Source organism: Flavicella sp. IMCC45537, from assembly GCF_057197705.1.
The window spans coordinates 2,563,009-2,589,825 of sequence record NZ_CM170067.1 but is presented as its reverse complement, the minus strand read 5'-3'; the positions used below and the strand labels follow the sequence as shown (position 1 = coordinate 2,589,825).

Sequence of the window (26,817 nt, the reverse complement as noted above, 5' to 3'; positions counted from 1 at the left end):
CTAAATGAAGACGACAAAGAATAATTTAAAGAAAAAATTAACCAAAAAGTTTAGACTTGTGGTTTTAAATGAGGCTTCTTTTGAAGAGAGGTTTTCGTTTAAATTAACACGTTTGAATGTATTTGTGTTTGGTGGACTTTTCAGTATTTTATTGGTCTTAATTACTGTATTTATAATAGCTTTTACACCCATCAAAGAGTATATACCGGGTTATTCTTCAACAGCCTTAAAAAAACAAGCCACTTCTTTGTTCTATAAAGTAGATTCTTTACAGTCGGAGGTAGATGTGCTTACAAAATTTACAGCCGCTATTCGTCCAATTTTAATAGGAGAAGATACGCTAGTAGATGTAACCCTACCTTACAAAAATGTTGAGGTTGACAAAAGTAAGCTTCTTAAATTTCCGGTTAGAAATGATTCTATTGCTGCGCTTATTGAAAGGGTGAGGAAAGAAATGGATAGTACTTATAAGGCATTGTACAAAGGACAAACCGATTTGTTACAGAAAAAACATCAAGAAACGGAAGGTTCTTTGCAGGATTTAAATAAAAAGAATTTAGATCAGTTAAAAGAGGATTATGTACTTACCATTGAAAAACAGCAAGATTCACTTCAGGAATTGAAATTGAATATTCTTTCCTTTACTAAGGAAAATTCAGAATTGAAAAAACAAATAGCCTTAAAGGATATTGAGTCGAAACATAATTTGCAGTCCTTATCTAAAGAAAAACAGGCTTCTATAGCGCTTCAGAATAAAAATGCTGAAAAAGTAAGAAAAGAAGTTAGAGAGTTATTGCAAAAGGAGTACAAAGAAAATGAGGGGAAATTGTTAGCCTCACACCAGAAAGAATTAACTAGTTTAAATGCTTCTTTGTTTGAGAAAGATGCTATTATTGATAGTTTAACTTTTCAAGTTTTAGACCAAAGACAAAAAAAAATTGGCGAAATCGCGGATGAAAAGCCTTTCAAAGAAGTAGATGAAACAGAAGAAAAATTATTGGTTAGATCTTCTAAAGATTCTATTTTTCGAGAGGATGTTGAAAGAGAGGATCGTTATAGTTTGTTTGATTTTGAAACGAGCCGAACCGATGAAGTGGTGTTTTTTGCACCAGTAAAAGGGATTGTTACAGATGGATACAGTGTGAAAGATAAACACTTTGCTGTTGATGTTGCAGTAACGAAAGGAACAGGAGTAAAAGCAGTCGCAGATGGTACAATTGTTTTTGCAGAATGGACAGTAGAAACAGGCTATGTGGTAATAATAGAGCATGCAAATAAATATATATCTGTTTATAAGCATAATGAGGTATTGTATAGAGATCAAGGAGATTTGGTGAAATCTGGAGAAGTGATTTCTATGGCAGGGTCAAGCGGAGAATATAGCACGGGACCGCATTTACATTTTGAAATGTGGTATCAAGGGTATTCCGTAAACCCAATAAATTTTATTGAATTCGAATAAATGAGTATAAAAGCAGCATTTGCAATTCCGTTTGCAAAATTCATTGAGAAGAGAGTATATAGATGGGCTAAAAAGCCTATTGAGACCCAGGAAAAAGTACTTCAGAATTTAATTTCTGGGGCTAAGCATACAGCGTTTGGAAAAGATCATAATTTTGAAAAAATCAAAACTTATGAAGATTTTAAAGCAAATGTTCCTGTAGTGGATTATGAAGGGTTACGTGCTTATGTGGATCGGGTAGTAGAAGGGGAGAGTGATGTTTTGTGGAAAGGAAAGCCATTGTATTTTGCAAAAACTTCAGGGACTACTTCTGGTGCAAAGTATATTCCAATTACAAAAGAGTCTATGCCAACGCATATCAAGGCCGCTAGAAATGCGTTATTGCATTATATTGCACAAACCAATGACGCTTCTTTCGTTGATGGAAAGATGATGTTTTTACAAGGAAGCCCCATCTTAGAAGATAAAAATGGGGTAAGTTTAGGTAGGTTAAGTGGTATTGTAGCACACTATGTGCCTAAATACTTGCAAAAAAATAGAATGCCTAGTTGGGAAACAAATTGTATTGAAGATTGGGATACAAAGGTAAATGCTATTGTTGATGAAACCATCAACGAAGATATGACTGTAATAAGCGGAATTCCATCTTGGGTTCAGATGTACTTTGAGAAGCTACAAGAAAAAACAGGGAAAACTGTGTCAGAGCTTTTTCCAAAATTTAATTTTTTTATTTACGGTGGAGTAAACTTTGAGCCTTATAAAAATAAGTTCGAGGCTTTGATAGGGAAGAAGATTGATTATATTGAATTGTACCCCGCTTCTGAGGGGTTTATTGCCTATCAAGACAGTCAGATTCATAAAGGAATGTTGCTGCAATTAGATAGTGGTATGTTCTATGAATTTATTCCTGCGGATGAGTTTTTTAACGAAAATCCGACACGTCTTTCGTTAAAGGATGTGAAATTAGGGGTAAATTATGTGATTATTTTGAATACTTCGGCTGGATTATGGGGGTATAATATTGGTGATACTGTTGAATTCACAACTTTAAATCCATATAGAATAAGAGTAACAGGACGAATTAAGCATTTTATATCCGCCTTTGGTGAACATGTAATCGGGAAAGAAGTAGAACAAGCTTTAAGAGATGCAATGGAAGGAACTGAAGTTAATATTAGTGAATTTACCGTGGCACCACAGGTAAATCCTGAAAGCGGACTTCCGTATCATCAATGGTTTATTGAGTTTGAAAAAGCTCCGAAAGATTTACAGGTTTTTGCCGATAAAATAGATGCTTCTATGCAATCTCAAAACATATATTATTTTGATCTGATTGAAGGAAAGGTGTTAAGGCCTCTAGAAATTAGTAAGGTTAAAAAAGGTGGTTTTCATGAATACATGAAATCTATTGGTAAGTTTGGAGGCCAAAATAAAATACCACAGTTATCAGATAATAGAAAGGTGGCTGATGTATTAGAGAATTTTGTGGTAGAATAAAAATGAAAATACAGTTGTAGCTGTTTTATAATATTTAAAAGAATTTAAGATGACACATAATGTAGAGTTAAGTTGGAAAGGAAAAATGCACTTTGAGTCGGAAGGACCAGGTGGAAAAGTGTTGATTGATGGAGCCGAAGAGTTTGGAGGTGAAGGGAAAGGAGTTCGTCCGAAAGCAATGATGTTATCTGCTTTAGCAGGTTGTGCAGGGATGGATATATCTTCACTATTAAAAAAAATGCGTGCTGAGGTAGCAGATTTTTCTATTGATGTTGCTGGTGAGTTAACGGATGTTGATCCTAAATTTTACAAAAAAGTACACGTAACTTTTAAGTTTTATGGTAGTGATTTTGCGACCGCTAAAATTGAAAAGGCAGTGAAGTTATCTGTTGAAAAATATTGTGGAGTTATGGAGATGTTTCGTCAGTTTGCTGAGGTTACTGTCTCAACGGAATATATCGAACAATAAATATTTAGGTTCGTTGGGATTTCTAACGACTAAAAATAAAACGAAAACCAATTCTTACTAGGATTGGTTTTTTTATATCTAAGTGAATTTGTAACTTGAGTAAACTCGGGTTTTAAAAGAAAATACTATGCGCTGGAAATTAAAAACAGCTCCAAATTCTGAAAAAGTAACTTCGTTGGCAAAGGCTTTGGGGGTCGCTAGTCCGATTGCCAAATTATTAGTGCAGCGCGAGATTGAAACTTTTGAAGAGGCCAAATGTTTTTTTAGACCTAATTTAGAAGACTTGCATGATCCTTTTTTAATGAAGGATATGGAGCTCGCCGTGGAGCGAATAGAACAGGCTATTCATAAGGGTGAAAATATTATGGTTTATGGAGACTACGATGTCGACGGTACTACTTCTGTGGCCTTAATGTCTTCTTATCTTTTGTCAGATTATGAACAAGTGACCACCTATATACCCGATAGGTATAAGGAGGGATACGGGGTGTCGTATATGGGAATAGACTATGCCTCTGATAATGATATTTCATTGATTATTGCTCTGGATTGCGGTATCAAAGCCATCGATAAAGTTGCCTATGCTAAGGAAAAAGGAGTTGATTTTATTATTTGTGATCATCATAGACCGGGAGATTCCATTCCTAAGGCAGTAGCTGTATTAGACCCTAAAAGAAAAGATTGTACTTATCCATATGACGAGTTGTGTGGTTGTGGTGTTGGGTTTAAATTGATTCAGGCTTTGTCCCAAAGAAAAGGGCAGTCTTTTGATGAGTTAATACCTTATTTAGATTTAGTGGCAACAGCTATTGCCGCTGATATTGTTCCCATGACAGGTGAAAATAGAATTTTGGCGTTTCAAGGCTTGAAGGTGATTAATTCGAATCCCCGAGCAGGAATTAAAGCAATTATCCAACAGTTGGATAAAAAAGAGTTGACTATTACCGATGTGGTATTTGTAATAGCTCCTAGAATAAATGCAGCCGGAAGAATGAAACATGGTTTGTATGCTGTAGAATTACTTTCTGAAAAAGATCTAGCTAAAGCTGAGGTATTTGCTGCAGCTATTGAAACCAATAATGCCGATAGAAAAGAACTCGATAAAAAAATTACAGAAGAGGCACTTGCTCAAATAAGAGAAAATAAGGAAGAAGAATATTATACGAGTGTCGTGTATCAAGAAGATTGGCATAAAGGAGTTATTGGTATCGTTGCCTCCAGAGTAATTGAAACTTATTACCGTCCTACATTGGTTTTTACAAAATCTGGAGATAAGCTAGCAGCTTCAGCAAGATCAGTAAAGGGTTTTGATGTGTATGATGCTTTGCATGAGTGTAGTGAGTTTATAGAGCAATTTGGTGGTCATAAGTATGCTGCAGGTTTGACATTAAAGCCAGAGAACTATGATAAATTCAAAGCTAAGTTTGAGGAAGTGGTAAAAAATAGCATTCCAGAGGAATTAAGAACTCCCGAAGTGCTAATTGATAATGAGGTTTTTTTGTCTGATATTACGCCTCAGTTTTATCGAATTTTGAGTCAAATGGCTCCTTTTGGACCACAAAATATGCATCCAGTTTTTATGGCAAATGGTTTGAGAGATAACGGTTATGGAAAACCTGTTGGCTCCGATAAGTCGCATTTGAAATTGAATATACTTTCAGGCGCTGATAATAAAACCTATAATGCTATTGGTTTTGGTTTAGGAGATAAATATGAATTGACAAAATCTGGGAATGCTTTTAAGGCAGCTTTTACTGTTGGTGAAAATCATTGGCAAGGGACTACTTCGTTGCAATTGATGTTAAAAGATATTAAAGCAGAGGAATTGTGAATTATCCTTGATAAATTAGTGTTTCTATTTTGTAACTTTGAATTGATCAAATTATTATGGCGCAAAAAACAGCAAAAGAATCTTTAGCAATTACAACAGATTTAGTATTACCAAGTGATACCAATGCACTAAATGGTATGTTTGGTGGTGAATTGTTGGCAAGAGTAGATCGAATTTGTTGTATTTCTGCGCAACGTCATTCTAATGCTATTGCGGTAACCGTTTCTGTAAATCATGTTGTTTTTACAAAGCCGGTTCCTGTTGGAAGTACCGTAACGATTGAATCTAAAGTTTCAAGAGCTTTTGGTTCTTCTATGGAGATCTATGCAGATGTATGGCTAGAAGATAGAATTTCTAGAGAGCGAACAAAGGTGAATGAATGCATTTATACTTTTGTAGCTGTAGACGAAAAAGGGAATAAAATAAAAGTTCCAGAATTGGTTCCTGAAACGAAGTTAGAAAAACAACGATTTACAGCTGCCTTACGTCGTCGACAATTAAGCTTGCTTGTGTCTGGAAAAATGAAGCCGAATGAGGCAACAGAGTTAAAGGCTTTGTTTGAATAACGACGCAGAGAAAATCTGAAAAACTTAGTTTATTCTAGCGGTGAACTTCTTTCTTTTAATAGAAAAAAATCACAATTTTAAAAGCCAATAACTAGGATTTTCCGTTTTGGTGTCTTTCCAAATTTGGAGCTTTAAAATAGTTTTACCCGTTACTTTATCCGTGTGTATTTCACCAATACTTTGTTGTAGTTTTACTTTATCACCTTTTTGCAATGCTACTGTAGCAAGGTTGCTGTATAAGGAAATATAATTACCATGTTGGATGTAGACTGTTTTGATACCATTTGAGCTTACTTGAATGGCAAGCACAGTACCTTCAAAAATTGCCTTAGCTCTGGCTTTTTTATTTGTGGCAATATGAATTCCATTACTTTGAATAGTGATTCCTCTTAAAGTCTCATGAGGTATTTTTCCGTATTTTCTAACCACAAGGGCATTGGTAACAGGCCAAGGTAATTTACCTTTGTTTGTAGCGAATTTAGAGGCTAAAATTTTAGCTTCTGGTGTAAGAATAAAATTAGAGGATTTTTTTGATGAGTTTTTCTTGTTTGCTGCAGCAATTGCATCTCTAATTATTTTCTCAATTTGCTTGTCAATTTTTCGCTCTTCATCTTGTTTCTTTTTTATTTGAGCGGTGTATTTTTTCTTTTCAGCAGTAACTTCTTTTGCTAATACTTCCTGTTCTTTTTTCTCTATTTCAATTTTAGCTTGTTCTTCTTTTTGAGCTGCAATTAAATTTTGTTTTTCAATTTTCTGAATTTTTAAATCATCATTGAGTGCTGTTATTTTTTTAGTTTGAGACACAATCTCTTCACCTTGTTCTTTTCTGTACTCTGTGTACTGAGTCATGTATTGGAATCTTTTGTAGGCTTGATGAAAGCTATCTGCAGATAAAATAAATAGCAACCTGCTTTGCATAGACTTGCTTTTATAGGACATGTAAATCATGTCAGCATAATCGTCTTTTAAAACTTGTAGTTCTTTTTCAAGGGTAGCAATTTGATTTTTATTTTTTTTAATCTTTGAATTTAAAACAGATTCTTCTTGATTGATCGTTCTAATTAATCTAGAACGAACAGCGATTTTTCTATTTAAGTTGGCAATATCTTGAAGGATATCTTTTTCTTCTGCTTTAGATTCAAATAGCAGAGAATTCATTTTTTTTATTTCTAATTGAAGTCGAGCTCTTTTTGCTTCTAGAGATTTTTGAGTTGGGGCTTGGGCAGTAACTGAAAAATTGAGAAGCAGAAGACAAAAAATAAAAAGAACACGAAACATGAATTTTTTAAGGTTTTTGTTTTTCAAAGCAATAGAGGGTTGACGCAACATTATTTAATGATTCTTTTATAACCACTTGGTATTTTGTATGGAAAAGTTAACTCTTCATCCAATTTTACAGATTTAAAATCAAAACGAATAGAGGCATTGTTTTTGTCGTCTTTTGCAACAATTTCAACACGTCCAGGAATCGGAGTAGCATCAATTTCAGTATAGTTTGAATATGCTACGGATAAAAATCTGTTGCTTTCAAAAGTACGAATTTCTTGCTTTTCAATTTTATAGTTTAAAGGATGAATCCAAAATAATAAATCAACGAGTTCGTTGCCTTGAACAGGTGTTAAAAGATGAGCCTGTTGGTCAATGGAAGCCTGGTAGTTTTTTGGTTTCATTTCAAATAAAGCATCACCCAACAAAAGATTTTGTAGCATAGTGAAATCTAAATTCGCACCTAATAAACGGTTGATTTCTGAAAAATCACCATCAAAATAGGTTTTGTTTATTTTTACATAATAACTAACACGTTCTGGTGTAATCAATGCCTTTGCAACAGGAAAACCAAATACGTTTGCACTCATCCATATTTGCTTGTCTTTTTCAATTTTTAATTTGACGTTTACATTTTGTGATCTGCCTTTTCTATTAAAGTTAAGTTTTAGATCAGCACTCAGCGTGTTTTTGTCAAACTTACTTTTTGAGTGATTTTTTAATATCTTTTTTGGAGTTTCGATTTTAATATCTGCTCTGTTGGTAATGGTTTTACCACCACCACAAGACATTAAAATAAAGGGAATGATAAACAGAAAATGCTGTAGTTTCATGATTAAAACTTAAGAATATTATTGTTGTAAATGCTAATTGGGGCAAGATACAATTTTATGAAGTTTGACTTTCTTTTTATTTCATAAAAGTTCCTTAACCTTATAAATTACTCCATTATTTCTAAAACTTTTGTAAGTTCTTTTCTTTTGATTGTGTTAAAAATACTGTTCAGAATTTTTTCTTTAGTGTCATAAACAAAAGGGTCTATTTTAATGGTTCTGCTCGTGATGTATAGTTTTTGATTTGACACACTATTTAGCTTCGTATTCACTAGGAAAGAGGTTGTATCAACGGGATTGATTTCTATCCATAATTTATATGATAGGTCAGACTTTTTTAAGGGTTTGTAAATTCCTTTTTTATCAAAAAAACTCGCTGTTTTGATCGATATTCCTTGTAGGTCTAAGGCCCTGTTTTTTGTGGTTAATTTTACATCAATAAATGGTTGGGTGACCTCAATTTTAAAAGAAGCGTTTATAGGTTTGGGTACAGAATTTGTCAATATTTTTCTAAGGATGAGGTCTGTAGTAAGTTGTTTTAAAATTTCTTTACCATCTATTGTAACAGTTAATGTTTCTTGTTGGTTTTTACTAGCAACGATTGTTGGTAATACTGTGATTTCTCCTTGTTTTCGGGTGAATAATTGTTTAGACTTTTCTAAAGTGAAAGAAGTAGATATAGTATAAGGAAAATGTTCTATGGCGCCGTATGAATCATGGGTCAAAATAGCCACAGGTTTCATGTTATTCAATTGGTCTCCTCTAGCTACTTTTATTGTTTGGATGTTTTTTGTAACCTCTAAATTTTTAAATAGAGAATGAAGTTCATCTATATTAGCTATGGTGAGATCAATATTTTCGCCGTTGTTTTTTGTGAAAATTGTTTTTTCTCCCCAATATGGTTTTAAGGTCTCAAGTGATTTTACAAAAAACGAAGTAGCATCATAGAGATCTTTTTTATCTAATTTAATTTGTGCTGTTTTAAAAAATCCATAGGCTTTTTCTAAGGTTGTGTTTTTTCTTTTTATTCTAAGTTCTTCATACTTTGTTTTAGAAATTTCAATTAAATTCCAATAGTAATCCTCGTTTTCGTAAGTTTTAGAAATAGTATAGCCTTCTATGAATTTGGAACTCTCAATTTTCTGCTTATTCATGTAAAAGTCACTTTTTTCATTATCAATATCAAATTGATATAAAAGAGAATTTGTATTTACATTTACAGAAATGTGTTCTGCTAAATCAGCCAGTGCTTGTCTTTCTGCCGTTTTTATATATCTGTCGGGGAATCCCGACTTTGCCGCTTTACCAACACCATAATAAGTAAGTTCGTTTTGCGGTTTTTGTTTCACCCATAAGGGTAAGTCCTCAAACTGTTGTGCAGCTTTTCTTGAGCTACCACAGCTAAATAAGAGACCTAATAGAAGAATAAAAGAAAGTCTTATAATTTTAATTTGGGTCATAGTCAGCAATTGGTTGAGTGAAATCATTGTTCATCTTTTTTAAGAGTTCGTTGTATAAAACTGAGGAAGATTTTAAAGATGATCTAGTTTTGAAATAAGATTGTAATTGTCTTACATCTGATGAATAGTCTCTAATTTTATCTGAAATATGGGCCTTGTTTTGGTGCTCCCAATACCCAGGGACCAATTGTTCGTAGTCTCCATTATAGCGCATGTATTGTACTTGATCAGATATTTGATCTCTCAATACTTTGTTGATAAGTACACTTCTGTCTATGGTAGAGATAAGTTTATATTCTAGGTTGATACTTGCTTGTTCTGATTGACTATAGAGATTTGTTGTGATCTTATTGTATGCAATCTTTGTTTTGGTTTCTCCGGCTTCGTCTTTGTAAGAGGTTTTAACTTTTTGGTAAGCTTTGTAACGCTCACTTGTAAGTCGCGATTTGTGAAACGAAACATTGTCAATATTTAATGAAAACAAGGCTTTTGCTCCAGATTTTTTCGCAAGATTTAGTTGTGTGTCCAAAGGTTGTCCTGCTTTTAAAGAAGGAACTTCAATGATTTTATAAAAAGGAGAAGGAATCTCGTTAAGATTTGAAATAAAATATTGTCTAAATTCTTGTTTAGTTTTACTGTAATTTCTGTTTGCAACAAAGGGCCTGATAGCTATTTTTATGGTAGCTTTTTCTAACGCCTCATTTTTTAATTGCAAGGCATCTTTGTAGTCATTTTGTTTTAAAATGTCATTAAATTGATAATATGCCTTTCTGTTAGCATTTGTCTCTAAGTATTTTATACCATCTAGATAAAGGGGCTCTAAAGTTGCTTTTTTTAACTGGTACTTAGCATCTTTGAAAATTTCATTAAAGTGAACAATTTCACTAAAAATTGTTTTTGCAGCATTGAAATTCTCCAGAGTTAAATATTGTATGCCCTTGTTGTATTGTTTTTCCAAATAATGGTCAAGTGCTTCGTTGTAATATACACTATAATCATTTAGTTTCTGAAGTTTAACATCAACTCTATTTGCTTTTGCTTTTAGTTGTTCTGCATCATCGTAAAGATAAATAGCCGATTTGTAGTCTGCGTTTTTAAAGGCAGTGTAAAACTCTTCATAAATGTTATCTAAAACAATTTGTGTGTTTTTTTTGTATCCAACAATAGCATCAACGTTGTTGTTGTCAATTTGTAAGGATTTATAATAATAGTCAGAAGCCTGTTCAAAAGCTCCGTGTTGTTCGAATTGATAAGCTTGTTTTCTTAGTTTTTTGGCTTTACATGAAACCAAGAGAACCGCTGCCATCAATAGGTATAGGCAGTTTTTCATAGAGAGATGCTTTTTTAAAAAAAATCACAATAAAATAGTGGAACTCTCTTATTGTGATTTTAGTATTAGGATTAGAAAAGCTTATTTGTTTTTGCTTAGCGCGTCTTCAAAATTTTTCTTGAATTTTTCGTAGTTGTAGTCAATTTTTAGAACTTCATCTTGAGAAATTTTAGCACTTAAAGGTTTGATCAAAGCATCAACCTCTATTTCGTAGGCTAAATAAGAACGGTATTTCCCATCTTTAGTTTTTGTAAGTTTTTCACATGATGTAGTGTAGTTGCTTAATTCAACATCCACAACCTCTCTTGTTAAAGCTTCAAAACGTTTAGAGATATTTTCTCCGTCTTGTGTTCCTGTAGAGTTTTGATAGTTATCTACCACAGATTGAATTGTAGTTTGAACCTTACCTGCTAATTCTTGCAAGGTGTTATTTTTTGCTTTCTTTTTAGCGATGGTCATATCTTGACTCTCTCCCATTGAGCTTGCTCGGATGTATTTTTTGTCTGATCTAAAATCTTCTCCAGAGCAAGGAATAATTATTTCTTCTTCCCCTGGTCCGGCAGAAACAGTTTGCTGTTTAGATTTACATGCTGTAAAGTTTATAGCTAAAGCAATAATCAAAAGGGCTTGTGTAATTTTTTTCATGTTTTTCATAATTTTTTATTTGTTGATTGTATTTTCAAGAACTGTACCATGTTTTTTAAAATTTTCTTAAAAAATGTTTAGAGAGGCTTTTTGAAAATGTTTTTAAATATTCAAGTTGTTTAAATTCAGAGCAGTATGTTGCGTGTCTTTTTTTAGCAATTTACATTTTTTTTTAAGTCCTTTTATAGGTTTTTACGCTTTTGGAATCGATGAAATTAGTTTTTGAGTATAAGTTGATTTTGGGTTTTGGTAAATTTCATCTGCATCTCCAAGTTCTTCAATTTTACCTTTGTTCATTACAACAAGTTGATCGGACATATATTTTACCACAGAAAGATCATGTGAAATAAAGATATAGGTAAATCCAAAATCTTTTTTCAAATCGTTTAGTAGGTTTAATACCTGTGCTTGCACAGATACATCTAAAGCAGATACAGATTCATCACAAATAATTAGTTTAGGTTGTAGAGCTATGGTTCTAGCAATTCCAATACGTTGTCTTTGCCCTCCTGAGAATTCATGTGGATAGCGATTGAAATGCTCTGGTAGCAGCCCCACTTTTTCTAGAATCGATAGTACTTTTTCTTTTCGTTCTTTATGATTTTTATAAAGCTTATGAACTTTCATAGGTTCCAAGATGGCTTCTCCTACCGTTATTCTTGGGTTCAAGGAAGAGAAAGGGTCTTGAAAAATGATTTGAATATCCTTTCTTAGTTTTTTTATGTCTTTTTTAGAGAGTTGGGTTAGGTCTTTTCCTTGGTACAAAACCGATCCAGAAGTTGCCTTTTCTAAATGCATTAAAGTTCTTCCTAGTGTAGATTTACCGCAGCCAGACTCTCCAACCAAACCAAGAGTTTCTCCGGGGTATAATTTAAACGACACATTGTTTACAGCTTTGACATAAGTGTCTTTTTGAAACCACCATTTTTTATTGCCTAGATAATATTTTTTTAGATCGATGATTTCTAAAAGTGGTTTTTGAGCATAGGTTGATTTATGGAAAAGTGCTCTCTCTTCTGATGAATATATTTCTGTTTCTACGGTGTTTTCAATAAAATCTTTTACTGAAGGAAGTTTTTTTAAGCGAACCTCAATACTTGGTTTCGATTGAATAAGCGCTTTTGTATAATTGTTTTGAGGATTTTTAAATATCGCATTAGCATTACCTTGTTCTACAATATTTCCTTGATACATTACCACAACCCGATCGCAAATTTCTGAAACTAAAGAAAGATCATGAGAGATAAATAAAATGCTCATCCCAGTTTCTTGTTGTAGTTCTTTTAAAAGAGAGATAATGTTTTTTTGAACCGTAACATCCAATGCCGTTGTTGGTTCGTCAGCAATTAATAATTTTGGTTTGCAGGCTATTGCCATGGCAATCATAACACGTTGCATTTGTCCACCCGAAATTTGATGCGGATACAAGTCAAACATTTCCGTTGCTCTTGGCAGTTTTACTTTTTCAAACAAACGAACGACTTCTGCTCGTCCTTCTTTTTTAGAAATTTTTTGATGTTGTTGTAAAATTTCTATGACTTGAGCACCACAGGTAATGCTTGGGTTTAGAGAACTCATGGGTTCTTGAAAAATCATAGAAATTTCAGAGCCTCTAAGAGCTCTAAATTCTTTTTCTTTTAAGCTTAACAAATTTTCGTTTTCAAAAAGAATTTCTCCTTCTAAAAAGCTGTTTTTTTTATCTAATAACCCTAAAATGGCTAATGATGAAATTGATTTACCACTACCAGACTCTCCTACAATTCCTACAATTTCATTTTCTTGAATTTGAAAATCAATACCATGTACCATTTCGTTTCGTTCATTTTTTGAAGGAAAGGAGATTTTTAGGTTTTTGACTTCTAGTAGATTGTTTTTTGCCATCTTTTTCATTTACCCTCTAAATAGGTGTCGTTTTAGTGGGAGTGTTTTTCTTTTTTAAGAAAGATAAAAGTACCTAAAAAAAGTGGTTTTCTATTTTATTTTAATTTGTAAAATTTTTGAAATGTATCTTTTTACTGGATAGTATTAATATTGCCTTGAGTCTCTGTATCTTTGCCATCCTAATAGCAAAGACTTCATGAATTACCTATCTGTAGAAAATATCTCCAAAGCTTATGGAGAGCGCGTATTGTTTGATAAATTATCTTTTGGAATTAATAAAGATCAAAAAATTGCCTTTGTTGCAAAAAACGGTACAGGAAAAACATCCATCTTAAACATTATTGCAGGAAGAGATACTTCTGATACAGGTCAGGTGGTAATCCGAAAGGATATTCAAGTTGCTTATTTGGCTCAGGATGATAAGTTTGATCCGAAGCTGACGATAGAAGAGGTGATTTTTGCCTCAGAAAATCCGGTTTTAAAAGTAATTCAACAATATGAAAATGCTTTAGAAAACCCAGAAGATACCGATGCTTATCAAAAAGCCTTTGATTTAATGGATCAGTATAATGCATGGGATTTTGAAACGCAATACAAACAAATTTTATCTAAGTTGAAATTTGATGATATTCATCAAAAGATAGAAGGTTTGTCAGGAGGTCAAAAAAAGCGTTTGGGCTTGGCAACAGTATTGATTAATAAACCAGATCTGTTGATTTTAGATGAGCCAACCAATCACCTAGATTTAGAGATGATTGAGTGGTTGGAGTCCTTTTTTGCGAAAGAAAAAATCACCTTGTTTATGGTAACCCACGATCGTTACTTTTTAGAGCGTGTTTGTAACGAAATTATTGAATTGGATGGAGGGGAATTGTATAGTTACAAAGGAAATTATTCTTACTATCTTCAGAAAAAAGAGGAGCGAATTGCCTTAGCACAAGTAGTGCAAGAAAAAGCGAAGAATTTATTCAAAAAAGAGTTGGATTGGATGCGAAGACAGCCAAAGGCGAGAACCACAAAATCTAAATCTAGAATTGATGATTTTTTTGAGATTAAGAAAAAAGCACACAATAGAAGAATAGAGCACAAAGTGCAGCTTGAGATTAATATGGAGCGTTTGGGAAGTAAAATTCTTGAAATGCATAAAGTGTATAAGTCTTATGGCGACTTAAAAATTATGGATGGTTTTGAGTATGTTTTCAAAAGAGGAGAGCGTATTGGGATTATCGGTAAAAATGGAACTGGTAAGTCGAGTTTTCTAAATTTAATTACTCAGAAAGAGCCTGTGGATCAAGGTAAAATTATTTTGGGTGAAACTGTAAAATATGGTTATTATACTCAAAGTGGAATTACCGTTAAAGAAGGTCAGAAAGTAATTGAGGTTATCAAAGAGTTTGGAGAGTATATTCCGTTGGCAAAAGGGAATAAAATTTCTGCAAGTCAACTTTTAGAACGTTTTTTATTCGATAGAAAACGTCAGTATGATTTCGTAGAAAAATTAAGTGGAGGAGAACGCAAGCGATTGTTTTTATGTGCTGTGTTGATTCAGAATCCTAATTTTTTGATTTTAGATGAGCCTACAAATGATTTAGATATTGTAACCTTAAATGTTTTGGAAGCTTTTTTACTAGATTTTCCAGGGAACTTATTAGTCGTTTCTCACGATCGATATTTTATGGATAAAATAGTAGATTCTTTATTTGTTTTTAGAGGAGAAGGAGTGGTTGAGAATTTTCCTGGTAATTACTCTGATTATAGAGCTTACGAAGATTCTAAACCAAAAGAGACAAAAGAGGTCAAGGTTAAGGTAGAAATAGCCCAGCCAAAAGAAAAAGAGGTTTCAAAACCAAAAGTAAAATTGAGCTATAATGAAAAGCGTGAATTTGGTACTTTGGAATCAGATATAGCAAAACTAGAAAAGCAAAAAGAAAAAATAGAAACTCAATTTGCTAATGGAGAAGTTGCACCGAATGAGGTAAATGAAATTTCGATTAAGCTTCAAAAAATTATTGACGAGATTGAGCAGAAAGAAGAACGTTGGTTTGATTTGTCTGCAAAAATGGAGGGTTAAACCTTTATTTTTTTAGAGGTCAAAAATACTTTATAAGATTCTTGTTTTTAGGGTTCTAATTTACTAAATTAGTTATCCACCCCCTATTATACGTTAGTTTAAAAAAATTAATGTTATGAAAAAGGGTGTTCTAAAAATATGGGTATTGAGTTTTGTGCTAAGTTGTTTTAGTATAGCAAGTTCTAGTGCACAAAGTCAAGGTTTGGTTTCTATCTCTTTGGATCCTAAAATGGCAATTGAGGGCCCTTATGAAACGAGTGAGCATGGTGAGTTGGATATGACCATACGTGTCGCCTGTCATCACTTAAGATATGAAATAGGTGCTTTTACTGAGTTGTTTCCTGCTATTGAATACTATGGTTTTGGATTGTTTTTTAAATATAAATTTTTATTAGAAAAAGATCCCAAGAAATTTCATAGGTGGGTTTTGCCTGTTGGTGCTGACGTTGGCTTCATAAAAAGAAATCAGGATTTTGAAGAAAAAGTTCTGATGTTTAATTTTGCGATCGATAGTAGTATTAGATTTTTTATGACTAAAAATATCGGTTTAGAGTTAGGTGTTAATTATAGGTATAGAAGTGATTTAGAGGAGATTTATCAAGACAATTTTCAAATGCGTTATAATGTATATTCAGGTTTGGTATTTGTGTGGAATTGAAAGAAGGTTAATTTCCAAAAGAAGGGGTAGGGTAATGTTAAATTGACTTGTTATGTATATAACCTATTGTATTTAACTAGATTATTACTACCATGAGAAGACTTTTTTATTCAATTCTGTTTTTGTTTTTGCCTTTTTTTGTTGCTTGTTCTGATGCTCTTGTTGAAGAAGAACAACAGGAGGTTGTTATAGAAGAGGAGGAGGAAGAGGAAACAGAAGATCCGGTAAATGATGTTCAAACAGACCATCCAAATATTTTGTTAATCATTGCTGATGATGTTAGTGTTGATGCGACTCCAAACTATTTGGAGGATTTGAACGCAGTAAAACCAGAGATGCCTAACCTCGAAAAGTTGATGGATAATGGTTTGGTTTTCGACAATGCATGGGCTTATGCTAGATGTTCACCTACGAGAGCTTCTATCATTACAGGGAAACATGGTGTTCAAAATGGCATTAAGGCGCCAGGAGGAAATGTATCTTTGTCAAGTTCTCATAAATCGTTACAATCTTATATTAATGAGAATACAAGCAATGCTTACGCAACGGCAGTTTTTGGAAAATGGCATCTAGGGCACGATGTAGATCATCCTACAAGCGTTACAAACGTGGGTACTTTTAGTGGAAATTTATCTTCAGGCGTTCCTGATTACTGGTCGTATGATCTAATAGAAAATGAAATTCTTACAACGCTATCTTCTACCACGGATGCTGAGCGAATGGAAAATTATTCAACAACAAAATATACGCAACTTGCAATTGATTGGCGTGATGAACAAACCAAACCTTGGTTTATTTGGTTAGCCTATAATGCTGCGCATAGTCCTATCCATATGCCAGATGATTATTTGATTTCTGAGGCTTCACAGTCTAGAGCTGGTACCAGTTTAAATATGTATTTAGCAATGTTAGAGGCTATGGATTATGAAATGGGAAGGTTTATAGACTCAATGTCTGAAGAAGAAAAAGAAAATACCATCATTATATATATTGGAGATAACGGTACTCCAATAAGAGTATCTCAATACGCAGATAAGACCAAACATTCTAAAGGTTCTATTTATCAAGGGGGAGTCAATGTGCCATTTGTAGTTTCTGGTTTAGGGACCCGTTTAGGTCGTGAGTCTGAAGCGTTGGTGCATACAGTAGATTTGTACGCAACTATTGCAGAATTGGCTGGGGTAGATGTTTCTGAAATTAACCAGAGTAAAAGTATAATAAGCTTGTTGAAAGATACGAATGCTACTTCGAAAGAATATATCTATACGGAGGTTCCTGGAGATGGAAATGATAATGGTCACTATGCCGTAAGAAATGCCACATATAAGTTGATTTATGAAATAGATACTGATGTAAAAGAATTATACGATTTGTCTGCAGACCCATATGAAGCAACGAATTTGTTATCAGGAGACTTGTCGACTACTCAGCAAGAAAATTATACTAATCTTTTATCAGAAGGGAAGAGAGTAAGAGGGGAGTAGATAGAGAAAATAGTTCATAAAAAAAGTACCCTCAGCTTGTCGAAGGGTACTTTTTGTTTTTTTATATATGAAAAAAGTGTACTATTCTTTTTCTTTTTTCAACATGGCATCCCAACCTTGTGCTGTCAGTTCTAGTTTTTGATTTGCTCTTGTTACTAGATTGATTCCCTCGTTTTGGTCTGTCATATGACCTATAATAGAGAAATGTGGGTTTCCTTTTATTTTTTCAAAATCATCTTGCGATATGGTGAATAATAGTTCGTAGTCCTCTCCACCATTCAGGGCAATCATTGTGCTGTCCATGTTAAACTCTTCTGCTGTAGAGATAACTTGTGGGTCTAGTGGTAATTTGTCTTCGAATACATTTGCTCCTACTTGAGAGTTTTTACATAAGTGTATCACCTCAGAAGATAAACCGTCACTAATGTCGATCATACTAGTTGGTAAAATATTTAATTCACGTAAAAGTTTAGGAACATCTTTTCGTGCTTCTGGTTTTAGTTGTCTTTCTACCAGGTAAGTGTACTGATCTAAATCTGGTTGAGCGTTTGGATTCACTTCAAAAACTTTACGTTCTCTTTCTAAAACTTGTAAGCCTAAGTAGGCAGCACCTAAATCTCCAGAAACAACTAATAAATCATTAGGTTTTGCTCCGTTTCTATAAACGATATCTTTTTGTTCTGCTGTACCAAGTGCTGTTACACTAATAAGCAAACCTGTTTGAGAGGAAGTGGTGTCACCTCCAATTAAATCTACATTGTAAGTGTTACATGCCAATTGAATTCCGGCATATAATTCTTCCAAAGCCTCAAGAGGAAACCTGTTAGAAACTGCAATGGAAACGGTAATTTGTTTTGCTTCACCGTTCATAGCATATACGTCAGATAAATTTACCATTACTGATTTGTAACCTAGGTGTTTCAACGGCATGTACATTAAATTGAAATGTACTCCTTCTACAAGTAAATCTGTTGTAACAAGTGTTTTAAGTCCGTTGTGGTCTAAAACTGCAGCATCATCTCCAACTCCTTTCTCTGTAGAGTCTTGAGTGATTTTGAAATGTTCAGTCAAGTGATTGATCAAACCAAATTCTCCTAATTCAGCTAAGCTTGTTTTGTTTGGTGTTTTATCTTCTAACATTATTCTTGAATTTCGAACTGCAAAAATCTTTCTTTTTTCTGAGTTTACCCAATTTTATGTCATAAATGAATGTTATACTACCTTTTATTGATTGTTAAATACCGTGTTTTGTGTTGTTGGAATTTATCTCTAAATTGAAATGAAATTACAAAACTTGTTTTGTGATGGAGTTAATTCCCCCAAAAAAAATAAAATATGAAATTCTTATTTAAGTTTAGTCTGATCTTATGTGTAGTGGTCTTTTTTTCTAATTCAAGTTTTGGTCAGTCAGAAAAAGGCTTTAGAACTTCCTTGTTATATGATGTTAAAATGAGAGCGGTTGGTCCTTATGAAACAAGTGAGACTGGAGAGTGGAATTTATTGTTTCGTTTTGCCTACAAACATAAAAATTTGGAGTATCATTTTTTTTTAGAAAATTTCAATGCAATCAGTTATGGAGCTATAGGTGTAGGTGTTAATTATTTGTTGTGTTTCGAGGATTCTAAAAATAGATTTAATAGGTGGGAGATTGCAGCAGGGCCTGGCGTAGGAATTATTGTAAGAAGAGAATTGGGTGTTGAAGAGCCTTTTTTTGAATTAAATGGAGAATTTCGATATTTTTTTACAAAAAAATGGGGTGCTACATTGTTAGGAAATATGAAACATAGATCTGACTTGGTAGAACGTTATGGTGAAGAGGATCCTTGGCGCTTAAGCGGTTTTGTTGGGGTGATGTACAGATGGTAGGCCTGTTTTTTTAGGGAGTAGATGCGAATTTACATGACACATTTTTTTTCTTTTTGCTGTAAGGAGCATGTATAAATAACCTCTATTAACACATAAAGAAATACAGGTTAGATTTGTTCTAAATACAGGATACATGTTGTATCTTTGCAAACACTTAATAAAGTAAGGAGTTTAATTATGATAAAAGTTTCAGACATAGCAAAAAAGAAAGTTATCGAATTGATGACGGATGATGGGTATGATTCTGCTACAGATTTTGTTCGTGTAGGTGTTAAAAGTGGAGGTTGCTCAGGTTTGTCCTACGATCTTGATTTTGACAAGAACTCTAGTGAAGAGGATAAGGTTTTTGAAGACAATGGAGTTAAAATTATTGTTGATAAAAAGAGTTTTCTATATCTAGTAGGTACTACTTTAGAATATTCTGGTGGATTGAATGGAACCGGTTTTGTTTTTAACAATCCAAATGCAAGTAGAACTTGTGGATGTGGAGAGTCGTTTTCTCTTTAATTTATTAACTCTTTTAATTTTAAATTAATTATGTCAAAGTATACTGAAGACGACTTAAAAAAAGAACTGGAAACTCAAGAGTATGAGTATGGTTTTTATACAGATATAGAGTCGGATACCTTTCCAAAAGGACTGAATGAAGATGTTGTTCGTGCAATTTCTAAAAAGAAAAATGAGCCAGAATGGATGACTGAATGGCGTTTAGATGCTTTTAGAATTTGGGAACAAATGGAAGAGCCTGAATGGGCAAACGTAAATTATGAAAAACCTAATTTTCAAGAAATAAGTTATTATTCTGCACCTAAAAAAGCAGATCCAAATAAGACTTTAGATGATGTAGATCCTGATTTATTAGAGATGTACAAAAAATTAGGAATTTCAGTTGATGAGCAAAAGAAACTGCAAGGAGTAGCAGTAGATATTGTTGTAGATTCAGTTTCTGTAGCAACTACTTTTAAAAAGACTTTAGCAGAGAAAGGGATTATTTTTATGCCAATTTCTGAAGCAATTCAAGAACATCCTGAATTGGTGAAAAAGTATATGGGGACAGTAGTTCCAAAAACGGATAACTTTTATGCAGCATTAAATTCAGCAGTTTTTACTGATGGATCTTTCTGTTATATTCCTAAAGGAGTAAAGTGTCCAATGGAATTGTCTACGTATTTTAGAATTAACGAAGGGGGTACAGGTCAGTTTGAGCGTACGTTGTTGATTGCAGATGAAAGTAGTTATGTAAGTTATTTAGAAGGTTGTACAGCTCCTGCCAGAGATGAAAACCAATTGCATGCTGCAGTAGTAGAGTTGATTGCGATGGATGATGCAGAAATAAAATATTCTACTGTCCAAAACTGGTTCCCAGGGGACAAAGAAGGTACAGGTGGAGTTTATAATTTTGTGACAAAAAGAGGGATTTGCGAGAAAAATGCAAAGATTTCATGGACGCAAGTTGAAACAGGTTCTGCAGTAACTTGGAAATATCCATCTTGCATTCTTAAAGGAAATAACTCCGTAGGTGAGTTTTATTCGATTGCTGTTACAAACAATTTCCAACAAGCAGATACTGGTACAAAGATGATTCACCTTGGGAAAAATACCAAGAGTACAATCATTTCAAAAGGTATCTCTGCAGGAAAGTCTCAAAATAGTTACCGAGGATTGGTGCAAATCAATGCAAGGGCAGAAAATGCACGTAACTTCTCTCAATGTGATTCATTGTTGATGGGAGATCAATGTGGAGCGCATACTTTCCCGTATATAGAAGCTAAAAATACGACAGCTCAAGTAGAGCATGAGGCAACTACAAGTAAAATTGGAGAAGATCAATTGTTCTATTGTAATCAAAGAGGGATCGATACTGAAAAAGCTATTGCGTTAATCGTAAATGGTTTTAGTAAAGATGTTTTGAATAAGTTACCAATGGAGTTTGCTGTTGAAGCTCAAAAATTATTAGAAATTAGTTTAGAAGGATCCGTAGGATAAAAAAATATTACGATGTTAAAAATAGAAAATCTACAAGCTAAAATAGAAGATAAAGATATCCTTAAGGGATTAAATATCGAAGTAAAAGCAGGTGAAGTACATGCTATTATGGGGCCAAACGGTGCCGGTAAAAGTACAATGGCTTCTGTAATTGCAGGAAAAGAAGAGTACGAAGTAACAGGGGGTTCAATCGAATTGAACGGAGAAGACATTAGTGAAATGGCTCCTGAAGAAAGAGCTCATGCAGGTGTGTTTTTATCTTTTCAGTATCCGGTAGAGATTCCTGGTGTTACGGTTACTAACTTTATCAAATCTTCTATCAATGAATCAAGAAAAGCGCAGGGGTTAGAAGAAATGCCGGCGAAAGATTTATTGAAAAAAATTCGCGAAAAATCTGAATTGTTAGAAATTGACAGAAAATTCTTATCTCGTTCATTGAATGAAGGATTCTCAGGAGGTGAAAAGAAAAGAAATGAGATTTTTCAAATGGCTATGTTAGAGCCTAAATTAGCGATTTTAGATGAGACTGATTCTGGATTAGATATTGATGCTTTGCGTATTGTAGCGAATGGAGTAAATAAATTAAAATCCAAAGACAATGCTGTAATTGTAATTACTCATTACCAACGTTTGTTAGATTATATCGTTCCTGATTTTGTTCATGTATTGCACGACGGAAAAATCGTGAAATCTGGTACTAAAGAATTGGCTTTAGAATTAGAAGAGAAGGGATACGATTGGATCAAAGAAGAGTTGAACGCATAATTTCAAATAAAATGGAATTAAAAGAAAAATTAGTATCCTCTTTTTTGGCTTTTGAAAACAAGGTTGAGGTAGATATAGATTCAAATGTTCATGACATTCGTTCGAAGGCATTCAGCGATTTTGAGAACAAGGGATTTCCTACAAAAAAAGATGAGGAATGGAAATACACAAGCTTAAACACTGTGTTAAAACATGATTATAATGTGTTTCCAAAGAGTGAAGCATCTTTGGCTTATAAGGATGTGAAAAAATATTTTATCAATGAAACAGATTGTTATAATTTGGTTTTTATTGATGGGAAATTCAGTTCTTTTTTATCAAACACCACACATGATGGCTTGGATATTTGTGTAATGTCTTCTGCATTGACAAAGCCAAAATATAAAATGGTGATCGATGCTTATTTTAATAAATTGGCAGGTGAAAAGAATAGTTTATCTGATTTGAATACGGCTTTTTCTCATGAGGGTGCGTATATCAATATCCCTAAAAACAAAGTGGTTCCTAAGCCTATTCAAATTATTAACTTTTCTACCGGTACAGAGCAAGAAATTCTTATTCAACCAAGAAATTTAGTAATTGTTGGAGAGAATGCACATGTTCAAGTTATTGAACGTCATCAAAGTTTGACTTCAAATACAACATTAACAAATGCTGTCACTGAAATTTTTGTGAACAAAAGAGGTATTGTTGATTTTTACAAAATGCAAAATGATGTAGAAACAGCTTCTTTAGTAGACGGTACTTATGTTTCTCAGCAAAGAGATAGTGTTGCTTCAGTGCATACTTTTTCTTTTGGCGGTAAGCTTACTCGTAACAACCTAGAGTTTTATCAAAATGGTGAGCACTGTGTATCTCATATGAATGGTATTTCTATTTTGAATGGAAAACAACATGTGGACAATCATACATTAGTAGAACACAAAGCACCAAATTGTGAATCTCACGAAATGTATAAAGGAATTTATGACGATAACTCTACAGGTGTCTTTAATGGTAAGGTGATCGTAGAGCAAGCGGCTCAAAAAATTAATGCTTATCAGCAAAATAATAATGTTATTGTGGGAGCTAAGGCTTCAGTGAATTCTAAACCACAATTAGAAATTTTTGCAGATGATGTAAAGTGTTCTCATGGTTGTACAATTGGACAACTTGATGAGAGTGCATTGTTTTACATGCAGCAACGCGGAATTCCTAAGAAAGAAGCAAAGGCATTGTTGATGTATGCTTTCTCTAATGATGCTTTAAAAGATGTAAAAATACCTGAATTGAAAACAAAAATAAATGCAATTATAGCTAAGAAATTAGATGTAAATATTGGTTTTGATTTGTAAGATTCTGATATAATATAAAAAAAGCCGACTAATTTTAGTCGGCTTTTTTTATTCTTAAACGTGAATCTCTCCAGTCATATAGAGAGTACATTTTCCTGAGATTTTTACTCGATTCCCCTCTAGCTGACAGGTTAAGTCACCTCCTCTTTTAGAAACTTGTTTTGCGATTAAGGTGTTTTTTCCTAGTTTCTTATTCCAGTATGGAGTTAAGGTACAATGAGCAGATCCGGTTACAGGGTCTTCATCAATGCCTGAGGCAGGTGCGAAAAATCTAGATACAAAATCTACTTCGTCTCCTGGTGCCGTTACGATGACTCCTCTTGTTTTGATTTGTGAAAGAGCTGATAGTTCTGGTTGTAACGCTTCGATTTCTTTTTGTGATTCATAGAGGAGCATGTAATCGGATTTGCTTCTGTAGGTGGCTAATGGTGTCTTTCCCATTGCTTTGTTAAGACTTAGATTTGTTTCAGCTTTATTGGGTTTGTCTATCGGAAAGTCCAAAACCATATTTCCGTCCTTCTTGAGTTTTACATGTAGACAGCCGCTTCTATGAGAGTATAATTCTATCGCGGTTGCTTCGGTGTTGAAATAGTTAAAAAGAACAAATGCTGTCGCTAAAGTTGCATGCCCGCATAAGTCTATTTCAACAGTAGGTGTAAACCAACGAATTTCATAAATATTTTGTTTTCTGACAGCAAAAGCAGTTTCAGATAAGTTGTTTTCGGCAGCAATGTATTGCATTAAGGAGGGTTCTAGCCATTGGTCAAGGATGCATATTGCCGCAGGGTTTCCTCCAAATAGTTTTTCAGTAAAGGCGTCTACTTGGTAAAGTGTGATTTTCATAAAAGCTATTTTTTATCCAAATATAGTTTATTGGATGTGGATTTTATATGTTCACACAGTTTAATGCAGCTTTGTAGTAAGTTTTGAGGAGCGTTTTTAAATGCGTCTTTAAGGTTTTCTTCTTCTTTTGAGATTGCTACTGTGTAGTCTAATTGTAATTTGCTTTTACTATGATTGTCTAGGTCTATAGAGCCACATAGCGCGGCTACCTTTATGTTTTGTTTTTTAGCGGACTGGATTATTCCTAAAATTGTTTTACCAGCTGAGGTTTGGTTGTCTAGTTTACCTTCTCCTGTGATGATCCAATCGGCATTTTTGATGGATTGATTAAAATGGGTTAGGCTTTTTACAAGTTCAATGCCTGGGGTGAGTTTTGCATTTAGAAAAAGACAGGCACCACCGCCAAATCCACCTGCCGCACCTGACCCAGGGATGCTTTGTAAGTTGATTGAAAATTGGTCTTGTACCAGGGTTGAAAATTGTTTCAAACCTTTGTCTAAAAGTAAAATTTGTTTCTCGTTGGCGCCTTTTTGTGGTGCATAGACATAGGCCGCTCCATTTGTTCCATGAAAAGGGTTGGTAACATCGCAGGCTGCTTCAAATTGAATGTTTTGGAGTCTTGGATCTATGTTTGAATCTTCTATATGATGAATTTCACATAGGTTTTTGCCTGTGGGATGGAGGATTGTTTTGTTGTGCTTGTCTTTAAATCTGAAACCCAAGGCTTCGGCCATACCAATTCCAGCATCATTGGTTGCGCTTCCTCCTAAGGTGAGGATAATTTTTTTAGCCCCTTTTTCAATAGCATCTATTATGAGTTCGCCAACTCCATAGGTAGTTGCTTTGGCGCAATCTAGTTTGTGTGTTCCAAGTCTTTTAATTCCGCAGGCCTCTGCAATTTCAATAATGGCAGTTTGAGAGGTTTTGACATAAAGATAGTTGCTTTTTATAGGTTGATAAAATGCATTTTTTACGGTCGTAGAGATTCGTTGAGCCTGTAAGTTGTGTCTTAGGGCTTCAAGGGTGCCATCACCTCCATCTGCCATGGGGTGTTTGATTATTTTTGCATCTGGGAAAATTCTTAAAATTTCTTTTTCAGCAATATTACAGAATTCAAAACTAGTAAGTGAACCTTTGAATTTGTCGGGAGCAATTACAAATTTCACTAGTTATTGTTTTATTGCTGCTAGAACGTCTCTTACTAAGGTATTCATAATATCATAAGAGCCTGTTCTTTTGGTATGTGTTAATCCGGTTCTAACAATTACAAGATCACTAGACGGAATGATAAAAATGCGTTGTCCATGATATCCATCTGCATAGTACATGTCTTTTGGAGCATCTGGCATATAGCCGTCTGTATTGGTCCAAAATTGAGCGCCGTATTCGTTTTTAGACTCCTTTGTAGGAAGCGAAGCATAATCGGCCCAAGATTCTTTAAAGATTTGTGTGCCATTCCAGTTTCCTTTGTGTAAGTATAATAAACCTAATTTAGCCCAATCTCTTGTAGTTGCCCAAGCGTAAGACGAGCCAACATAGTTTCCTTCCATGTCAGTTTCAAAAAGCATGGAGTTCATTCCTATTTTATCAATTAGTTCTGTATATGGGAAATCAAGATACTCTTGTTGACTTTTAAATTGTGATCGCAGTACACCAGAGATAAGGTTTGTGGTTCCTGAAGAATAGTTGAAATGAGTGCCTGGTGCGTATTCAAGCTCCTTTAAGGCTTGTGTTTTTGTCATGTCTCTTTCTAAAAAGAGCATTTTTGTTACATCCGATATTTTGGTGTAATCTTCTTCCCATTCTAGTCCGCTTACCATTTTCAAAAGATGAGCGGTGGTTATATTTTTACGTTCGTCTGTTTTCCAGTTTTTAAGATTCATGAAATTAACAAGCGGTTCTTGAATGTCAAAACCTTGCTTGTATTCAAGTGTCCCAATTACAGTGGCAAGTAAACTTTTGGCCATAGACCATCCTAAAAATTCGGTTTCTTTGTTAAATAGATCTGCATAACGTTCTGCAATGATTTGATCTTTGTAGAGTACTAGAACGGATCTTGTGTTTTTTAAAAATTCCTTGCTATCTTCATTAAAAGCACTGTCAATTGCGATGTTTAATTTATGATAATCTATGTTTGAGAAAACAGAGTCTAAAGGCTCTCCTGTTCCGTAAGGGTAAGGAAGTGCGCTTGTGTTCTTTGTTCTTTTCGGTTTTAGAAATTTTTGGTTGACGTCAAAATCCTTATCGATTACAACCGCTCCTTGTCCATCTCTATAGAGTGTTTTTCGGGATAAAATTCCCAGTACACTAGAGGTGGTTATTTTTGTGTCAAAGTCAACAGAAGTTTTAGCAATCTTAATAGACGGAACATTATTGTCTGAATTGTGCACATGTTCTATGTTTCTCTGCGCATGAAATACATTTGAACTCATGTTTTTAGAGGCGTAACCTGCAATTATATTTAGTTTTGGGTATTGTGTGTATATTACAATAGCCAAAATAATTACGAGTAGGATACCTACGATTTTAAAAATTTTCATAGTAAGATCTTTATGCTCTCTAATTTAGAT

23 protein-coding genes are annotated in these 26,817 nt (G+C 33.9%); 13 read left to right on the top strand and 10 right to left on the bottom strand.

Annotation, left to right across the window (positions count from 1 at the left end):
- Window positions 1-4 precede the first annotated feature (4 nt).
- The 5 genes from AC2DGP_RS10600 (at window position 5) to AC2DGP_RS10580 (ending at window position 5,825) form a co-directional block, all read left to right on the top strand.
- On the top strand, window positions 5-1,462 hold the full coding sequence (locus AC2DGP_RS10600; protein ID WP_484490034.1) for a murein hydrolase activator EnvC family protein: 1,458 nt from the start codon (window positions 5-7) through the stop codon (window positions 1,460-1,462).
- Window positions 1,463-2,959, top strand: coding sequence for a GH3 auxin-responsive promoter family protein (locus AC2DGP_RS10595; RefSeq protein ID WP_484490033.1), 1,497 nt, complete (start codon window positions 1,463-1,465; stop codon window positions 2,957-2,959). It abuts the gene before it with no gap.
- Window positions 2,960-3,008: 49 nt separating this feature from the next.
- Window positions 3,009-3,428 carry an OsmC family protein gene (locus tag AC2DGP_RS10590; protein WP_484490032.1) on the top strand — a complete coding sequence of 140 codons (420 nt, stop codon included), beginning with the start codon at window positions 3,009-3,011 and terminating at the stop codon, window positions 3,426-3,428.
- 127 nt (window positions 3,429-3,555) lie between these two features.
- Window positions 3,556-5,259, top strand: a complete 1,704-nt coding sequence (gene recJ / locus AC2DGP_RS10585; RefSeq protein ID WP_484490031.1) for a single-stranded-DNA-specific exonuclease RecJ — start codon at window positions 3,556-3,558, stop codon at window positions 5,257-5,259.
- Between the two features lie 56 nt (window positions 5,260-5,315).
- On the top strand, window positions 5,316-5,825 hold the full coding sequence (locus AC2DGP_RS10580) for an acyl-CoA thioesterase (protein ID WP_484490030.1): 510 nt from the start codon (window positions 5,316-5,318) through the stop codon (window positions 5,823-5,825).
- A 69-nt stretch (window positions 5,826-5,894) separates the two neighbouring features.
- On the opposite strand, the gene AC2DGP_RS10575 is transcribed toward AC2DGP_RS10580, so the two are convergent.
- The 6 genes from AC2DGP_RS10575 to AC2DGP_RS10550 all read right to left on the bottom strand — a co-directional run bounded on the left by AC2DGP_RS10575 (window position 5,895) and on the right by AC2DGP_RS10550 (window position 13,240).
- Window positions 5,895-6,983: a murein hydrolase activator EnvC family protein gene (locus tag AC2DGP_RS10575; protein WP_484490029.1), complete on the bottom strand. Its 1,089-nt coding sequence runs from the start codon at window positions 6,981-6,983 to the stop codon at window positions 5,895-5,897.
- A 170-nt stretch (window positions 6,984-7,153) separates the two neighbouring features.
- Window positions 7,154-7,924: a lipoprotein insertase outer membrane protein LolB1 gene (lolB1, locus tag AC2DGP_RS10570; protein WP_484490028.1), complete on the bottom strand. Its 771-nt coding sequence runs from the start codon at window positions 7,922-7,924 to the stop codon at window positions 7,154-7,156.
- A 107-nt stretch (window positions 7,925-8,031) separates the two neighbouring features.
- Window positions 8,032-9,384 (bottom strand): LPP20 family lipoprotein, encoded by a 1,353-nt coding sequence (locus tag AC2DGP_RS10565; protein WP_484490027.1) that lies wholly within the window; start codon window positions 9,382-9,384, stop codon window positions 8,032-8,034.
- Window positions 9,371-10,714: a hypothetical protein gene (locus AC2DGP_RS10560; RefSeq protein ID WP_484490026.1), complete on the bottom strand. Its 1,344-nt coding sequence runs from the start codon at window positions 10,712-10,714 to the stop codon at window positions 9,371-9,373. Before AC2DGP_RS10560 ends, AC2DGP_RS10565 begins: the two co-directional genes overlap by 14 nt.
- A gap of 81 nt (window positions 10,715-10,795) precedes the next feature.
- Window positions 10,796-11,359: a hypothetical protein gene (locus AC2DGP_RS10555; protein ID WP_484490025.1), complete on the bottom strand. Its 564-nt coding sequence runs from the start codon at window positions 11,357-11,359 to the stop codon at window positions 10,796-10,798.
- A gap of 192 nt (window positions 11,360-11,551) precedes the next feature.
- Complete coding sequence (locus AC2DGP_RS10550) at window positions 11,552-13,240, bottom strand: ABC transporter ATP-binding protein (RefSeq protein WP_484490024.1); 1,689 nt, start codon at window positions 13,238-13,240, stop codon at window positions 11,552-11,554.
- Window positions 13,241-13,436: 196 nt separating this feature from the next.
- On the opposite strand from AC2DGP_RS10550, the gene AC2DGP_RS10545 reads away from it, so the two are divergent.
- The 3 genes from AC2DGP_RS10545 (at window position 13,437) to AC2DGP_RS10535 (ending at window position 17,453) form a co-directional block, all read left to right on the top strand.
- Window positions 13,437-15,311 carry an ABC-F family ATP-binding cassette domain-containing protein gene (locus tag AC2DGP_RS10545; RefSeq protein ID WP_484490023.1) on the top strand — a complete coding sequence of 625 codons (1,875 nt, stop codon included), beginning with the start codon at window positions 13,437-13,439 and terminating at the stop codon, window positions 15,309-15,311.
- Between the two features lie 115 nt (window positions 15,312-15,426).
- Window positions 15,427-15,969, top strand: coding sequence for a hypothetical protein (locus AC2DGP_RS10540; protein WP_484490022.1), 543 nt, complete (start codon window positions 15,427-15,429; stop codon window positions 15,967-15,969).
- A gap of 92 nt (window positions 15,970-16,061) precedes the next feature.
- Window positions 16,062-17,453: a sulfatase-like hydrolase/transferase gene (locus AC2DGP_RS10535; protein WP_484490021.1), complete on the top strand. Its 1,392-nt coding sequence runs from the start codon at window positions 16,062-16,064 to the stop codon at window positions 17,451-17,453.
- A gap of 81 nt (window positions 17,454-17,534) precedes the next feature.
- Here AC2DGP_RS10535 and thiL read toward each other — a convergent pair whose 3' ends face one another.
- Entirely contained in the window at window positions 17,535-18,593 is a 1,059-nt protein-coding gene (gene thiL, locus AC2DGP_RS10530) for a thiamine-phosphate kinase (protein WP_484490020.1), read from the bottom strand.
- A gap of 195 nt (window positions 18,594-18,788) precedes the next feature.
- Here thiL and AC2DGP_RS10525 point away from each other — a divergent pair, with 195 nt between their 5' ends.
- The 5 genes from AC2DGP_RS10525 to sufD all read left to right on the top strand — a co-directional run bounded on the left by AC2DGP_RS10525 (window position 18,789) and on the right by sufD (window position 23,404).
- Window positions 18,789-19,319, top strand: coding sequence for a hypothetical protein (locus AC2DGP_RS10525; protein WP_484490019.1), 531 nt, complete (start codon window positions 18,789-18,791; stop codon window positions 19,317-19,319).
- 177 nt (window positions 19,320-19,496) lie between these two features.
- Window positions 19,497-19,826: a HesB/IscA family protein gene (locus tag AC2DGP_RS10520; protein WP_300326402.1), complete on the top strand. Its 330-nt coding sequence runs from the start codon at window positions 19,497-19,499 to the stop codon at window positions 19,824-19,826.
- A gap of 30 nt (window positions 19,827-19,856) precedes the next feature.
- A complete protein-coding gene (gene sufB / locus AC2DGP_RS10515; protein WP_484490018.1) occupies window positions 19,857-21,305 on the top strand; it encodes a Fe-S cluster assembly protein SufB in 1,449 nt (482 codons plus the stop codon).
- Window positions 21,306-21,317: 12 nt separating this feature from the next.
- Window positions 21,318-22,070 (top strand): Fe-S cluster assembly ATPase SufC, encoded by a 753-nt coding sequence (gene sufC / locus AC2DGP_RS10510; protein WP_484490017.1) that lies wholly within the window; start codon window positions 21,318-21,320, stop codon window positions 22,068-22,070.
- 11 nt (window positions 22,071-22,081) lie between these two features.
- On the top strand, window positions 22,082-23,404 hold the full coding sequence (gene sufD / locus AC2DGP_RS10505; protein WP_484490016.1) for a Fe-S cluster assembly protein SufD: 1,323 nt from the start codon (window positions 22,082-22,084) through the stop codon (window positions 23,402-23,404).
- A 54-nt stretch (window positions 23,405-23,458) separates the two neighbouring features.
- Here sufD and AC2DGP_RS10500 read toward each other — a convergent pair whose 3' ends face one another.
- Genes AC2DGP_RS10500 through AC2DGP_RS10490 form a run of 3 tightly spaced genes read right to left on the bottom strand, consistent with a single transcriptional unit; the run spans window position 23,459 to window position 26,787 of the window.
- Window positions 23,459-24,247: a PhzF family phenazine biosynthesis protein gene (locus AC2DGP_RS10500; protein ID WP_484490015.1), complete on the bottom strand. Its 789-nt coding sequence runs from the start codon at window positions 24,245-24,247 to the stop codon at window positions 23,459-23,461.
- A 5-nt stretch (window positions 24,248-24,252) separates the two neighbouring features.
- Complete coding sequence (locus tag AC2DGP_RS10495) at window positions 24,253-25,413, bottom strand: glycerate kinase (protein ID WP_484490014.1); 1,161 nt, start codon at window positions 25,411-25,413, stop codon at window positions 24,253-24,255.
- A gap of 3 nt (window positions 25,414-25,416) precedes the next feature.
- On the bottom strand, window positions 25,417-26,787 hold the full coding sequence (locus AC2DGP_RS10490) for a serine hydrolase domain-containing protein (RefSeq protein WP_484490013.1): 1,371 nt from the start codon (window positions 26,785-26,787) through the stop codon (window positions 25,417-25,419).
- Between the last annotated feature and the right edge of the window lie 30 nt (window positions 26,788-26,817).

What these genes read in the sequence shown, in the direction of transcription:
- AC2DGP_RS10600 (WP_484490034.1), top strand. Translation starts at nt 5, where the DNA reads ATGAAGACGACAAAGAATAATTTAAAGAAAAAATTAACCAAAAAGTTT.
- AC2DGP_RS10595 (WP_484490033.1), top strand. Translation starts at nt 1,463, where the DNA reads ATGAGTATAAAAGCAGCATTTGCAATTCCGTTTGCAAAATTCATTGAG.
- AC2DGP_RS10590 (WP_484490032.1), top strand. Translation starts at nt 3,009, where the DNA reads ATGACACATAATGTAGAGTTAAGTTGGAAAGGAAAAATGCACTTTGAG.
- recJ (WP_484490031.1), top strand. Translation starts at nt 3,556, where the DNA reads ATGCGCTGGAAATTAAAAACAGCTCCAAATTCTGAAAAAGTAACTTCG.
- AC2DGP_RS10580 (WP_484490030.1), top strand. Translation starts at nt 5,316, where the DNA reads ATGGCGCAAAAAACAGCAAAAGAATCTTTAGCAATTACAACAGATTTA.
- AC2DGP_RS10575 (WP_484490029.1), bottom strand. Translation starts at nt 6,983, where the DNA reads ATGAATTCTCTGCTATTTGAATCTAAAGCAGAAGAAAAAGATATCCTT.
- lolB1 (WP_484490028.1), bottom strand. Translation starts at nt 7,924, where the DNA reads ATGAAACTACAGCATTTTCTGTTTATCATTCCCTTTATTTTAATGTCT.
- AC2DGP_RS10565 (WP_484490027.1), bottom strand. Translation starts at nt 9,384, where the DNA reads ATGACCCAAATTAAAATTATAAGACTTTCTTTTATTCTTCTATTAGGT.
- AC2DGP_RS10560 (WP_484490026.1), bottom strand. Translation starts at nt 10,714, where the DNA reads ATGAAAAACTGCCTATACCTATTGATGGCAGCGGTTCTCTTGGTTTCA.
- AC2DGP_RS10555 (WP_484490025.1), bottom strand. Translation starts at nt 11,359, where the DNA reads ATGAAAAAAATTACACAAGCCCTTTTGATTATTGCTTTAGCTATAAAC.
- AC2DGP_RS10550 (WP_484490024.1), bottom strand. Translation starts at nt 13,240, where the DNA reads ATGGCAAAAAACAATCTACTAGAAGTCAAAAACCTAAAAATCTCCTTT.
- AC2DGP_RS10545 (WP_484490023.1), top strand. Translation starts at nt 13,437, where the DNA reads ATGAATTACCTATCTGTAGAAAATATCTCCAAAGCTTATGGAGAGCGC.
- AC2DGP_RS10540 (WP_484490022.1), top strand. Translation starts at nt 15,427, where the DNA reads ATGAAAAAGGGTGTTCTAAAAATATGGGTATTGAGTTTTGTGCTAAGT.
- AC2DGP_RS10535 (WP_484490021.1), top strand. Translation starts at nt 16,062, where the DNA reads ATGAGAAGACTTTTTTATTCAATTCTGTTTTTGTTTTTGCCTTTTTTT.
- thiL (WP_484490020.1), bottom strand. Translation starts at nt 18,593, where the DNA reads ATGTTAGAAGATAAAACACCAAACAAAACAAGCTTAGCTGAATTAGGA.
- AC2DGP_RS10525 (WP_484490019.1), top strand. Translation starts at nt 18,789, where the DNA reads ATGAAATTCTTATTTAAGTTTAGTCTGATCTTATGTGTAGTGGTCTTT.
- AC2DGP_RS10520 (WP_300326402.1), top strand. Translation starts at nt 19,497, where the DNA reads ATGATAAAAGTTTCAGACATAGCAAAAAAGAAAGTTATCGAATTGATG.
- sufB (WP_484490018.1), top strand. Translation starts at nt 19,857, where the DNA reads ATGTCAAAGTATACTGAAGACGACTTAAAAAAAGAACTGGAAACTCAA.
- sufC (WP_484490017.1), top strand. Translation starts at nt 21,318, where the DNA reads ATGTTAAAAATAGAAAATCTACAAGCTAAAATAGAAGATAAAGATATC.
- sufD (WP_484490016.1), top strand. Translation starts at nt 22,082, where the DNA reads ATGGAATTAAAAGAAAAATTAGTATCCTCTTTTTTGGCTTTTGAAAAC.
- AC2DGP_RS10500 (WP_484490015.1), bottom strand. Translation starts at nt 24,247, where the DNA reads ATGAAAATCACACTTTACCAAGTAGACGCCTTTACTGAAAAACTATTT.
- AC2DGP_RS10490 (WP_484490013.1), bottom strand. Translation starts at nt 26,787, where the DNA reads ATGAAAATTTTTAAAATCGTAGGTATCCTACTCGTAATTATTTTGGCT.